Source organism: Vibrio sp. 2304, from assembly GCF_033339475.1.
GTDB classification, from domain to species: Bacteria; Pseudomonadota; Gammaproteobacteria; order Enterobacterales; family Vibrionaceae; genus Vibrio; species Vibrio alginolyticus.
In genome coordinates, this window is the sequence record NZ_JAWOUQ010000011.1 from 124747 (window position 1) to 138226 (window position 13480).

Sequence of the window (13480 nt, forward strand, 5' to 3'; positions counted from 1 at the left end):
TCATGAGCGTATTACGCCGACTAACTCTGCTGACTTTACCATTTTTTGTTACCGCTTGTGGTGCAGAAGAAAGTCAGGCTCAAACGGAGACTCCTGCGCAACAAGTGGCGCCAGCTGCACAAAGCGGCTTTGATGAAGCAGCATTAAAAACTAAGTTCTCAAAGCTTGGTTTATCTATCGTTGATATTCAACCATCAGACGTCGCTGGCTTATTGGAAATTCAAACCAATGGCGGGATCCTGTTTGCTTCAAATGATGGTAGCCATTTTATCGCCGGTACGCTTTATGCCATTAATGATGATGGCAGTTACAAAGATGTCATAGCAGAGCGTCAAGCGCCGCTTAACGCCGAGAAAATTGCGCAGTTCTCCGATAGCATGATCGAATACAAAGCCGACGATGAAAAGTATGTTGTGACCGTATTCACTGATATCACCTGTGGTTACTGTGTGCGTCTGCATAGCCAAATGCAAGGCTATAATGATCTAGGTATTACAGTGCGTTACATGGCTTACCCTCGCCAAGGTGCAACTGGCCCTGTGGCAGAGCAAATGGCAACGATTTGGTGTGCTGAAGATCCGGCGTCGGCAATGCACAACGCGAAAGTGAATCGTACATTTGATAACCCTGCGAAAGACCTGAAACAGTGTAAAGAAACCATCCAGGCGCATTACAATCTAGGTCGCCAATTGGGTATTTCTGGTACGCCAGCACTCTTCTTACCGAATGGCGAAATGGTTGGTGGCTACCTACCACCTGCAGAGCTATTGAAACGTTTAAAGCAACTATAATCCATTAGGAGCAGAGTCGGCAAAGTTGTCGGCTCTTTTAAGCATGATAGAAATTCAACGACGTCCTGAACCTGATCTTTCCCTTCTTCCTGATTCCATTCCTCCGATTCTTAAACGTATCTACATCAACCGTGGGATAACGGATCTTTCACAATTAGAAACGTCGGCCCGTGGGTTGCATTCATATCAAAAACTCGGGGGGATTGAGCAAGCTGTCGATCTTTTGTTTCAGGCGATAAAAGAACAAAAACGCATCATCGTTGTCGGTGATTTTGACGCTGATGGCGCGACAAGCTCAGCATTATCAGTGCTCGCGCTGCGTATGCTTGGTAGTCACAATGTGGATTACCTAGTGCCAAATCGTTTTGAAGACGGTTATGGGTTAAGCCCAGAAGTCGTTGACCAAGCCTTAGAGCTTGGCGCTGAGATGATCATGACGGTGGATAACGGCGTCTCATCAATCGAAGGCGTGCGTTACGCAAAAGAAAATGGCATTACCGTGCTCGTTACCGATCACCACTTACCAGGACAAGTGTTGCCTGATGTGGATGCAATGGTGAACCCAAACCTTGAGAGCTGTAGCTTTCCATCTAAAGCGCTTGCGGGTGTAGGGGTCGCGTTTTATCTCATGATGGCACTATGCGTTCATATGCGAAAACACAATTGGTTTGCAGAACAGGGGATGCAAGAGCCCAAATTGATGGAACTGATTGACCTTGTTGCACTGGGTACCGTCGCCGACGTCGTTCCATTGGATGAAAACAACCGCATTCTTGTACACCAAGGCTTGCAACGTATTCGTGCTGGCAAAGCGCGTCCCGGCATCCAAGCATTAATTGAGGTCGCGAAGCGCGATGCGCGTCGTTTAGTTGCGTCTGACTTTGGCTTTGCTTTAGGTCCACGTATTAACGCTGCAGGTCGTCTTGATGACATGTCTTTCGGTGTTGAACTATTGATGTGTAACAACATCCACGCTGCTCGTCGCATGGCAAGTGAATTGGATGGCTTGAACCAAACTCGTAAAGAGATTGAAGAAGGCATGAAGCAAGAAGCGATGGCTTTCTGTGAGCGCCTTCAGTTTGGTGAAGGCAATGAGCTTCCTTATGGCTTAGCCTTATTCCAGCGTGATTGGCACCAAGGTGTGATTGGTATTTTGGCTTCGCGCATTAAAGAGAAGTTTCACCGTCCAGTCATTGCATTTGCTGATGGCGGAGAAGGGACGATTAAAGGCTCGTGTCGTTCTATTCCGGGGCTACACATGCGCGATGCGTTGGATTTCATCGACACACAAAACCCGGGTTTGATCATCAAGTTTGGTGGACACGCCATGGCAGCAGGCTTAACGATTAAAGAGCAGGATTTTGAGCGTTTCAGTCGTTTGTTTGATGAAGTGGTAAAAAAGGAACTCGATGAAGCGGCGCTAAAAGGCGTGATCATGTCAGATGGTGAACTTAAGCCGGAAGAGTTCTCTATGCATGTTGCTGAACAGCTGCGATCGGGTGGCCCTTTTGGACAAGCCTTCCCTGAACCAATCTTTGATGGTGAGTTTAAAGTACTGCATCAAAAGCTGGTGGGTGAGAAGCATCTTAAATTGATGTTAGAGCCGCTTTATAAAGGTCACCCTACCAATGTGATGATCGACGGCATTGCATTCAATGTTGATCTACGCCGATGGCCAGATGCATCGGTTAAAACAGTACGTCTCGCGTATAAGCTGGATGTGAATGAATTTCGTGGTAATCAATCATTGCAATTGATGATCGACCATATCGAAGCTAAGTAATACCTAGATTAACCTTTCTTATAGAGTACGGTTGCCCCTAAGTGGGCGTAAAATTTTATGACCGTGCTCTCTCTCACCGCAATCTGATTTCTCATCCGAAATTTTCCTGTATCTCGGTCACATTTTTCAGTAGAATTTCTCGGTTAAATTCTATTCTAAAATGTTGAGTAAACATGTTTGAAATCAATCCAATTAAAAACCGTCTGCAGGACGTGTCTCAGCGCACAAATGTCCTGAGGGGGTATCTTTGACTATGACGCGAAGAAAGAGCGTCTAGAAGAAGTCAACGCAGAACTTGAACAACCAGATGTATGGAACGAACCTGAGCGTGCGCAAGCACTGGGTAAAGAGCGTGCATCACTAGAAGCGGTTGTTGAAACCATTGATCAACTAGAGCAAGGTGTGGAAGATGTAGAAGGTCTTCTTGAGCTGGCTGTAGAAGAAGAAGATCAAGAAACATTTGACGAAATTGAACCAGAACTTGCTGAGTTGGAAGAGAAGCTAGAAAAGCTTGAATTCCGTCGTATGTTCTCTGGCGACCACGATAGCTCTGATTGTTACATCGATTTGCAAGCAGGTTCTGGTGGTACAGAAGCACAAGACTGGACTAACATGCTGCTGCGTATGTACCTACGTTGGGCAGAAGCGAAGGGCTTCAAAGCTGAAGTGATTGAAGTCTCTGAAGGTGAAGTCGCGGGTCTTAAGTCGGCAACAGTTCGCATCTCTGGTGAATATGCGTACGGTTGGTTACGTACTGAAACGGGCGTTCATCGTCTTGTTCGTAAATCTCCGTTCGATTCAGGCGGTCGTCGCCATACGTCATTTGCTTCTGCGTTCATCTATCCAGAGATTGATGAAAACATCGACATCGACATTAATCCTTCCGACCTACGTATTGACGTTTACCGTGCGTCAGGCGCAGGTGGTCAGCACGTAAACACCACAGAATCTGCGGTACGTATTACGCACGTACCTACGAACACAGTGGTTCAGTGTCAGAATGACCGTTCTCAACATAAGAACAAAGATCAGGCAATGAAACAGCTTCGAGCGAAGCTATTTGAGCTTGAATTGCAAAAGCAAAATGCGGAAAAACAAGCTAATGAAGACGCTAAGTCTGACATTGGCTGGGGTAGCCAGATCCGTTCTTACGTATTGGATGACTCACGTATTAAGGACCTCCGTACGGGCATTGAAAACCGTAATACTCAAGCGGTTCTTGATGGCGATCTGGACAAATTTATTGAAGCTAGCCTGAAATCAGGTCTATAAAGCTTTTCACCGACAAAAACAGGATACATCGAAAATGACTGATGCTGTTCAAAACGAAACTGTACTAGAAGAAAATAAGCTGATTGCTGAACGCCGCGCTAAACTGGATGCAATCCGAAAGAGCTGCAAAGCGAACGGCCATCCAAACGACTTCCGTCGTGACGCACTAGCGGGCGACCTTCAGAAAGAGTTCGGTGAAAAGACGAAGGAAGAGCTAGAAGAGCTTAACCACGTAGTAGCAATCGCTGGCCGTATCATGGCTAAACGTGGTCCATTCTTGGTAATTCAAGAAACTTCTGGCCGTATCCAAGCTTACGCTGACAAAGCGGTTCAAAAAGTACTTAAAGAAAAATACCAAGGTCTAGATATCGGTGACATCATCGGTGTTAAAGGTGCACTTCATAAGTCTGGTAAAGGTGACCTATACGTGAACATGGAAGAGTACGAGTTGCTAACCAAAGCACTACGTCCACTTCCAGAAAAGTTCCACGGTCTAACTGACCAAGAGATGCGTTACCGCCAACGTTACGTTGATCTGATCGTTAACGAAGACTCTCGTCAAGCGTTCGTAGTACGTTCTAAAGTAATGTCTGCAATCCGCAACTTCATGATCTCTAAGCAGTTCATGGAAGTTGAAACGCCAATGATGCACGTTATCCCTGGCGGTGCGAGTGCGCGTCCATTCATCACGCACCACAACGCACTAGACATGCCAATGTACCTACGTATCGCGCCAGAGCTATACCTGAAGCGTCTAGTTGTTGGTGGTTTTGATCGCGTATTCGAAATCAACCGTAACTTCCGTAACGAAGGCCTTTCTCCACGCCACAACCCAGAATTCACAATGATGGAATTCTACATGGCGTACGCAGACTACAAAGATCTGATGGACCTAACTGAAGAACTACTAAGCTCAGTGGCGCAAGAAGTTCTAGGTTCAACGTCAATGCCTTACGGTGATGAAACGGTTGAGTTTGGTGGTACTTACACTCGTATGAGCATGTTCGAAGCAATCAAGCACTACAACCCAGACCACGCGCAAATCCAAGCGCTAACAGAAGAAGACCTACAAAACCGTGATCTAATGGTTTCTATCGCGAAATCTGTTCACGTTGAAGTAGAACCTTTCTGGACATGTGGTCAGCTTCTTGAAGAGATCTTTGGTGAAACAGCAGAACCTAAGCTAATGCAGCCTACGTTCATCACTGGTTACCCAGCAGATATTTCTCCGTTGGCTCGTCGTAGCGACGATAACCCGTTCTTTACAGACCGCTTTGAGTTCTTTATCGGTGGCCGTGAAGTAGCGAACGGTTTCTCAGAGCTTAACGATGCTGAAGACCAAGATGCACGCTTTAAAGCACAGGTTGAAGCGAAAGAGTCTGGTGACGACGAAGCAATGTTCTACGATGCAGACTACATCACTGCTCTAGAGCACGGCCTACCGCCAACAGCAGGCCAAGGTATCGGTATCGACCGTTTGGTTATGCTACTGACTAACACGCACACTATCCGTGACGTGATCCTATTCCCTGCAATGCGCCCGCAAGCGTAATTCGATAGGATGAGTAAAAAACCACCTTCGGGTGGTTTTTTTTTGCCTTTTAGTTAAGGTAATTCAAGTTGTTGCACTTGCCTTTTAATGGGATATGCAAATAAACATTCGCCAAATCTCAATCTATTGCATAGTCTTAATACTGAGACAGACGTGAGGGGGCGGAGTCTCGATAATGTTACCCGCTCGCAAAGATAAGTTTGTGGCACAAAATTTCTATTAACAATGAAAAAGGGTTAGAGAATGGCTGGGCAGTTTAAGATGGATTCCATCCCGGGATCGCTTGTGGTAGTTGGCGGTACTTATGAGCCTTGGTTATCGGTACTGGAGCAAGTGGGCTGGAAGTGTCACCAAGTAGGTGACTTACGCAAAGCTAATACGCTGTTAGAAGATATTGGTCCATGTATCGGTATTGTTGATCTCAGCCATGACGAGTTCAGCTTGAATGGTTTGGCGAACTTAGTCAGCTCTCACAAACACGTACGTTGGTTAGCGTTTATTCGTGAATCTCAGCTTGGCACTGACACCATATGCCAGTTCATTGTTAACTTTTGTATCGATTTTTTCACAGCGCCGATCCCAGATGCACAGTTATTAAGCACAATAGGTCACCAGCTTGGCATGCTTAAGTTGGAGAAAAAAGTTTGGCCTAGTTTTGGTAGCAGTTTAGATATGGGTTTGATCGGTGAATCTATCCCGATGAAACGTTTACGCGATCAAGTGAAGCGCATTGGTCCAACAGACGTCAGTATTCTGATTTCTGGGGAAAGTGGGACTGGTAAAGAGGCGGTTGCTAGGGCCATCCATAAAGTCTCTTCACGCTCTCATAAACCGTTTATGGCAATTAACTGTCGCGCACTCAATGAACAACGTTTCCAAGCTGAAGTATTTGGTATTAACGCCGATGAAGATATGGAAGCATGCCTGCTTGAACAAGCAGATGGCGGCACCGTGTTGTTTAACGACATTCTTACCATTTCAAAAGAGCAGCAAATGAATCTGCTGAGATTCTTGCAAGAAGGCACCATTGATACCAAAGATGGCGTAAAAGCGGTTAACGTGCGTATTCTTGCTGCTAACTCGTCAGATGTTGAAAAAGCTTTGATTGACGGTGACTTCAATGAAGAGCTTTACCATTACATCAACGTTCTGCGCATCAATGTCCCTAGCTTGAAAGAACGTGCGAGTGACATCGCATTGCTGGCTCGTTTCTACTTACAAGAGTTCTCAAAAGAGTACAACTCGCAAGCAAAAAGCTTTTCTGAGGATGCATTCAAGGCACTGACACGTTATTTCTGGCCTGGAAATGTGCGTGAGCTGATGAACCAAGTGAAGCGAGCGGTATTAATGTCCGACAGCGTAATGATTGAAGAGCATCACTTAGATTTACCTCAACGTAATGACTCAAAGCGCAGCTTGAAATCAATCCGTGAGAAGAGTGAACGTGATGCGTTGCTGGTTGTTTTGGAATCTCATTCTGGTCAAGTTTCAAATGCGGCGAAAGAGCTCGGAGTTTCGCGTGCAACCATGTATCGACTACTTAATAAACATAACTTGATTTCCGAACAAGCCATGTAGTTGGCCTTTCCCTGTGTCAAATAGGCGAATAAATACAATAAAAGAGAGTGGCCACAGAGCCGCTCTTTTTATTTTTTGTTTGGTTTGATTTATAAAATCCGCAAATTTATATATTCCTCAGGTGAATATGTTATACATAAAAGTATATGAAACTAAATTGCGGTGTATTGATTTGTTTTTAATCAAAAAGGCAAAAAATGTTTGATATATATTCATCAAAGCTTACAATTTAACCGTAACTCAGTGAGTTATACCTTTCATAAACGGATTAATTTTTAGCTAGGAGGCGCAAGATGAAACATTACGTTGTTAACACCACTGCTTGCGCTGATCGTATGCCTATCGCTCCGATAACCCTTAAATCGGATGATACCAATACCACTGGCTCACAAGATAAAAATTAATCCGTAACCTATCATATTTATTACTAGGCTGCGGAAAAGTAGCGGCTTAGTATCAACAGAATATTTCTGTTCATTTTACGCACTATTTTTCCCAGTCGAATACATCGATAATCGGAGAAAATATTATGCGTCACTCTATTTACCTACAATTGGCCACTTTGCTATTGAAAGCAGACCTTAAACGCGAAGAAAAGCAATGGCAGCGCACCATACGCCGAACTGCTCATGATATTCCATGGACGAATGTTCATCTATTGAGAGATATTGGTTTAGATCGCGATGGTCGTTCTACACGTGCCAATGTTCCGGATGCAGTAAAAGTTGAACGTCGAGTTCGTCACCTTCGTCGAGTTTTAACGTCGCGAATAATGACGTAATCGTTAGCGTGTTGGACTGGCAGAGTTGCTAACGAGTCAGTCAACACGCTTAACGTGCGATATGAAGTCATACTTCATTTGATAAACAGCTGATCTTGAAGATCAGCTGTTTTCGTTTGAAGGTGGTACCGTTAAGGGCAAGGATTCGAGTAAGTTGTACCTATTGCTTGAATTTCAGTAAGTAGTTCGTCGCTAAGTTGCAAATCAATACTGTCGATATTGGCCTTTAATTGGTCTAGGTTTGTTGCTCCGATAATGTTAGAAGCAACAAATGGACGCTGATTGACAAACGCGAGCGCCATTTGTGCAGGGTTTAGACCATGCTCTTGAGCTAAATTGACGTAAGCTTCGGTCGCTTTAACACCTTGCGGAGTGAAGTAGCGCGCAAAACGCTCCCACTTAGTGCATCGAGCGCCTTCAGGTTTTGCCCCGTTTAGGTATTTACCACTCAGGCAGCCAAATGCCAAAGGAGAGTAGGCAAGTAACTGAACGCCTTCGTAATGGCTGATTTCAGACAAGCCAACTTCGAAGCTGCGGTTCAATAAGTTATATGGGTTTTGAATGGAGACAATTCTTGGCAAATCGTGTTTTTCTGCCAAACGCAGTAGCGACATTACACCCCACGGCGTCTCGTTGGATACGCCGATATAGCGCACTTTACCTGCATTCACTAATTCAGTAAGCGCTTCCAACGTTTCAATTAACGTGACTTCTTCTTGTTTGTCAGGGTATGGGTAGTTGAGTTGACCAAAGCAGTTGGTTTGACGCTGCGGCCAATGTAGTTGGTACAAATCGACATAATCGGTTTGTAGACGATTAAGGCTGTCATCAATCGCTGTATGGATGTGGCGACGATTAAGGCTCATGTTGTCTCTAATGTGAGGAACATTGCGAGGGCCTGCCACTTTTGTTGCCAGTACTACTTTTTCTCTTTTGCCGCTTTTTGCCAACCAATTACCGATGTATTGCTCGGTAAGCCCTTGTGTTTCCGAGTTTGGCGGTACAGGGTACATCTCAGCGGTATCGATGAAGTTCACCCCATGATCGAGGGCAAAGTCGAGCTGTTCAAAGGCGTCCTTTTCTGTGTTTTGCTCGCCAAACGTCATAGTGCCGAGGCAGATTTTACTGATCTCAAGTGATGAGTGCGGTAGTTTTGTGTATTGCATATCACGTCCTTGAAGAGTTACCGACTAAATAAGTGATTCCAATATAGGGGATTTTTAGCCGCAATCGCAAATGATTTACGTATAAAGGGAGAGCAAACTCGAAAGCTACAGTTAGCCTAACTACACTTAAATAATCGTGTGAAGGAGGTATGTTATGCAGAAGCATCAATTGGACATGTGGCTACATGGTCCACATAAAGATACTTATAAAACTCCCAAAGTATTTGTGATTGGGTGTTCTGATGTCTCTGACTATCTTTTAGCTGTGGAGTACAAGCATCAACTTGAGCCGATTAAAGACGGTGAAGACCCGATACATTTTGGCTCTCTAGACTTAGTAAAAGAAGAACTATTGAGGCTAGGGGTCGATAAAGCGTATTTAAGGCTGCGCAATGCGTATGACGAATGTGGCACTGAAGAGGCAGCCTCGTACTGCGATATTGAGTTATCGCTCGTGACGCACTAAGTAGCTGATATGGTTTTATTCTGGTTGAGTGTTAATGTAGTGCTTGAGTAAGATCTGTTCAGTAAACTGTGTTCTAAGGTAAAAGCCTCGGGGCAGAGTTTTCATCGGCTTACCATTTGAGTTATATGCTTCGGTGAGCGCTTTTGCATTTGCGGCTTTAGGGCGAAGATGCAGCGCTTCTCCGTGTCTGGCGGAAATTTGATCAAATCTTCCCAAGACGATCATCTCCATTAACTCTTCCCAGTCATTTCGCAAAATCCGTTCTTCTTCTTCATCTGGTGACCAAATGAGTGGACTGCCCACACGTCTTTCAGCGAGTGGGATTTCTCGTTCTCCTTCTACGGGTACCCAAAGCACACGAGATAGCTTGTTTCGAACATGACTTGTTTCCCATGTAAGACCATGAACACCAGTGAGGGGGGCCACAGAAACAAAGGTTGTTTCTAAAGGTTTGCCAGAGTAACTGATCGGAATACTTTTCAACTCGATCCCTAGTTTTGCGAAATCTTGTTGAGGTTTACTGCCAGCTGGAGCGCCCAAGTGCCATTCGAGTAATTGACCCACCCAACCTTTATCACGTTTTAAGTTTTCAGGAACAATCATATTCGCCTCGGCGGCCAACTCAGCAAAACTGAGTCCTGCCATATCATGCGCTCGTTCCAATAGCTCTGCTTCTGTTTGTGGTTCTGGTTTCATAGTTACAAGGTGGTATTACAAAAAATATAGTTTATCAAACTCCGACCAAATCTACTGTTTAAGATTTCACCGAGGCGGTGTAAGAACGATCAATTCATAACTTATCCACAGGTGGAGGAGGTATTGATAAGATCCTGACGAGGTCTGTATGAATAAACAGGGGTTAAAATGCATTTTTGGGGTTGATTTTGTTGTAATCATCTAAACGAATAGCAGGTAAGTGTGGATAAATAGCCTGTTGGTGGATCTTTGACCGATCTGAGTTTGGTGAAAAGATCATCAAGAAATTGAAGATCGAATTATCGTTATTTTTAAAAATAAATACTTTTTTATCAATGTATTATGTTTGTTTTTTTGTTTATTCATTTGTTTTTCATTTGATGGGATTGAACTGAATTACTCATTTGAATTGAATTCTTCACAAAGTTATTCACAGAAAAGGTGAATAAATGTGGGCAATGTCTCACTCTTGTGTTGATAAGGTATGGTTTGATTAAAAGATATCCAAAAATGCTGAAAAGGTAATAAATCTTGCTCATATCACATCAGTAAGTTTGCTAGTAATGGGGATATGTGGAAAAATCACGGTAATAAAAAATTTATTCATAGAGGTTAGCCAGTGATAGATGGCGATGGTTACCGACTTAATGTTGGTATTGTGATATGTAATAACCATGGTCAGGTCTTCTGGGCTAAACGATACGGGCAACACTCATGGCAATTTCCACAAGGTGGGATTGACGAAGGTGAAACCCCTGAACAAGCCATGTTCAGGGAGTTATACGAAGAAGTCGGTTTAACGAAAAAAGACGTTAAGATCATTGCAACAAGTCGTCATTGGTTAAGATATAAGCTACCAAAGCGATTGGTGCGTTGGGACTCCAAGCCTGTTTGTATCGGCCAAAAACAGAAATGGTTTCTGCTGAGATTAGAATGCGATGAGTCTCGCATTAATATGCAACGCGGAAAATCCCCTGAATTTGATGGTTGGCGCTGGGTAAGTTACTGGTATCCAGTTAGGCAAGTTGTTTCTTTCAAGCGAGATGTTTATCGACGAGCGATGAAAGAATTTGCATCCTTAGCCATGCCTTTTCGAGAGAGAAAAGCGAAAGGGAAAAGAAAAAAGCAACGTAGAGGATAATCATGCTCAGTCAGCTAAGGGAAATAGTTGAGAAAGTCTCCAGGGTCGATGATGTGCATCTGGCACTCGATATATTGGTGAAAGAGACTTGTGCTGCCCTTAGTACTGAGTGCTGTACTATCTATCTTGCTAATGAAGAAATGCAGCGCCTTGAGTTAATGGCAACTCAAGGCCTTATTTTTGAAGGTGATAGTATTCATATCAACTTCAATGAAGGCTTGGTTGGGTTGGTAAAACGAAGCGCTGAACCCCTTAACCTTGCCGAAGCCTCAAAACACCCCGAGTTCAAATTCTTTCCTCAACTCGGCGAACAGATTTACCACTCTTTTTTAGCTACTCCAATCATTCATCGTAAACAAGTTTTAGGTGTGTTGGTGATCCAACAAAAAACGCCGCGCTTGTTTAGTGAAATGGAAGAATCGTTTCTTGTTACCTTATCCGCTCAGTTAGCGGTGCTCATTGCACATGCGCAGAATCTTGGGCATTGGCAGTTAGCATCTAAACCCACGGTATTAAAAGGTTTGCCTGCGTCTACTGGTGTCGCGATTGGAGAGTTTTGGTTCGACAATACCCAGCCGAGTTTATCGGATATTTTCCCTTCGTCCACGTTAGATAAGGAACGCGAGCACGAGACACTACTGGTGGCCATAGAGCGAGCGTTAAATGACTTTCGCCGCATGCGGAAAAAACTGGACAGTGAAATCAACAAAGATGCGCTGGCGATCTTCGATCTGTTTACTCACTTACTGAATGATCCGATGCTTCGCGGTGATTTGAAGAAGCAGATTGAAAAAGGAGACAGGGCAGACTGGGCGTTACGCCAAGTTGTAGAGTCATACTCGAATCGATTTGCCAGAATGTCGGATGTATACATGCGTGAAAGAGCGCAAGATATCCGAGAGTTAGGGCAAAGGCTGCTCTATTTTCTGCACAACAGTGAGCAAGAAAATTCTGCAATTGATCGTCCCATTATTTTGGTGGCGAACGAACTCACTGCCACCTTGCTCGCTTCTGTACCTAAAGAGTTCTTGTTAGCCGTCGTATCATTAGAGGGAGGCGCAAACTCTCACGCTGCCATTTTATCTCGAGCTCTTGGGGTCCCTGCAGTCATGGGCGCCAACATTAATCCGGATGTGGTTAATGGCAAACTCGGGATAGTCGACGGCTATACGGGTGAGATCTTCTTAGAGCCAAACCGCCAGTTGTTGCGAGAGTATCGCAGCTTAGTAAGCGAAGAGTCTGAATTGTTTGCCATGGTAAACAAGGACCTCGCACTCCCTGCGGTTACGCAAGATAATCACCATATCGAAATTATGCTGAATGCGGGACTCAGTGCAGACAGTAATATTGCCATCAACACAGGTGTTGATGGTGTTGGGTTGTACCGAACTGAGATTGCATTTTTACTTCAGCATCACTTTCCTTCGGAAGATGAGCAGTATCATCAATACCAAGCAATACTTAACAGCTATTCGAATCAACGAGTAGTGATGCGTACTTTGGATATTGGTGGTGACAAACCTTTGCCGTATTTGCCCATCGAAGAAGATAATCCGTTTCTAGGCTGGCGTGGCATTCGTTTTACATTGGATCATCCAGACATTTTCTTGATCCAGCTGCGTGCAATGTTAAGAGCGAGTGCAGAAAGCGGAAACTTAAGTATCTTATTGCCAATGGTCTCAGGGGTAAAAGAGCTAGACGATGCCATTAGCTTGATTAATCAAGCTCACAGCGAAGCCGTTTTGCTTGATGATAGAATTCAGTTCCCACAAATTGGGGTCATGATTGAAGTACCATCGATGGTGTATCTGTTGCCAACGATTGCTCACCGTGTTGATTTTGTTTCTGTCGGGACAAACGATTTAACTCAGTATTTATTAGCGGTAGATAGGAACAATTCGCGCGTAGCGGATGTCTATGAATCTATGCATCCTGCGGTACTGTTAGCGCTTAAGCAAATCCATGAGGTGTGTGATAAATATCAGGTGCCCGTGTGTATTTGTGGTGAGCTAGCGGGTGATCCATTTGGCGCTCTTCTCTTACTTGGGTTAGGGTATACCAGTTTGAGTATGAACACCTCCAACGTGGCTAAGGTGAAATATTTGATTCGTCATAGTCAACAAGAAGAATTAGAAAAATTAGCGGAGCAAGCAATGACAAAATCCTATGGGGAGGACATTCATCAAATGATGCATGACTTCTTCATTCAACAGGGCTTTGCGGGCTTTATCCGTGCAGGTAAAAAGTAGGAAAT

The 13480-nt window shown here is 44.3% G+C and carries 11 protein-coding genes; 9 read left to right on the top strand and 2 right to left on the bottom strand.

The annotated features are described in order from the left end of the window. The first annotated feature begins 2 nt into the window (after window positions 1–2). The 6 genes from dsbC to R7P64_RS19105 all read left to right on the top strand — a co-directional run bounded on the left by dsbC (window position 3) and on the right by R7P64_RS19105 (window position 7757). Entirely contained in the window at window positions 3–791 is a 789-nt protein-coding gene (gene dsbC / locus R7P64_RS19080) for a bifunctional protein-disulfide isomerase/oxidoreductase DsbC (protein ID WP_318123828.1), read from the top strand. Window positions 792–834: 43 nt separating this feature from the next. Continuing rightward, on the top strand, window positions 835–2574 hold the full coding sequence (gene recJ, locus R7P64_RS19085; protein ID WP_017821504.1) for a single-stranded-DNA-specific exonuclease RecJ: 1740 nt from the start codon (window positions 835–837) through the stop codon (window positions 2572–2574). Between the two features lie 173 nt (window positions 2575–2747). Further along, window positions 2748–3846 (top strand): peptide chain release factor 2 gene (gene prfB / locus R7P64_RS19090; protein ID WP_100068604.1). Its coding sequence is split into 2 segments (ribosomal slippage): window positions 2748–2822 and window positions 2824–3846, totalling 1098 coding nucleotides; the frame shifts between segments, so codons are not numbered across the junction. Between the two features lie 34 nt (window positions 3847–3880). After that, on the top strand, window positions 3881–5398 hold the full coding sequence (lysS, locus tag R7P64_RS19095) for a lysine--tRNA ligase (protein WP_005382861.1): 1518 nt from the start codon (window positions 3881–3883) through the stop codon (window positions 5396–5398). Window positions 5399–5641: 243 nt separating this feature from the next. Next, a complete protein-coding gene (gene vpsR, locus R7P64_RS19100; protein WP_017635067.1) occupies window positions 5642–6976 on the top strand; it encodes a cyclic-di-GMP-binding transcriptional regulator VpsR in 1335 nt (444 codons plus the stop codon). Between the two features lie 529 nt (window positions 6977–7505). Beyond that, on the top strand, window positions 7506–7757 hold the full coding sequence (locus R7P64_RS19105; protein WP_005381776.1) for a hypothetical protein: 252 nt from the start codon (window positions 7506–7508) through the stop codon (window positions 7755–7757). 131 nt (window positions 7758–7888) lie between these two features. Here R7P64_RS19105 and R7P64_RS19110 read toward each other — a convergent pair whose 3' ends face one another. Continuing rightward, entirely contained in the window at window positions 7889–8923 is a 1035-nt protein-coding gene (locus tag R7P64_RS19110) for an NADP(H)-dependent aldo-keto reductase (RefSeq protein ID WP_005381774.1), read from the bottom strand. Window positions 8924–9077: 154 nt separating this feature from the next. Here R7P64_RS19110 and R7P64_RS19115 point away from each other — a divergent pair, with 154 nt between their 5' ends. After that, window positions 9078–9389, top strand: coding sequence for a DUF6482 family protein (locus R7P64_RS19115; RefSeq protein ID WP_005381772.1), 312 nt, complete (start codon window positions 9078–9080; stop codon window positions 9387–9389). Between the two features lie 15 nt (window positions 9390–9404). Here R7P64_RS19115 and mutH read toward each other — a convergent pair whose 3' ends face one another. Further along, the gene (gene mutH, locus R7P64_RS19120; RefSeq protein WP_017821501.1) at window positions 9405–10085 is read right to left on the bottom strand and encodes a DNA mismatch repair endonuclease MutH; all 681 of its coding nucleotides are present in this window, start codon (window positions 10083–10085) and stop codon (window positions 9405–9407) included. A 619-nt stretch (window positions 10086–10704) separates the two neighbouring features. Between mutH and rppH the strand changes: the two genes are divergently transcribed. Further along, window positions 10705–11226 carry an RNA pyrophosphohydrolase gene (rppH, locus tag R7P64_RS19125; protein WP_005381953.1) on the top strand — a complete coding sequence of 174 codons (522 nt, stop codon included), beginning with the start codon at window positions 10705–10707 and terminating at the stop codon, window positions 11224–11226. 2 nt (window positions 11227–11228) lie between these two features. Beyond that, window positions 11229–13475 carry a phosphoenolpyruvate--protein phosphotransferase gene (ptsP, locus tag R7P64_RS19130; protein WP_318123830.1) on the top strand — a complete coding sequence of 749 codons (2247 nt, stop codon included), beginning with the start codon at window positions 11229–11231 and terminating at the stop codon, window positions 13473–13475. Window positions 13476–13480: the final 5 nt, after the last annotated feature.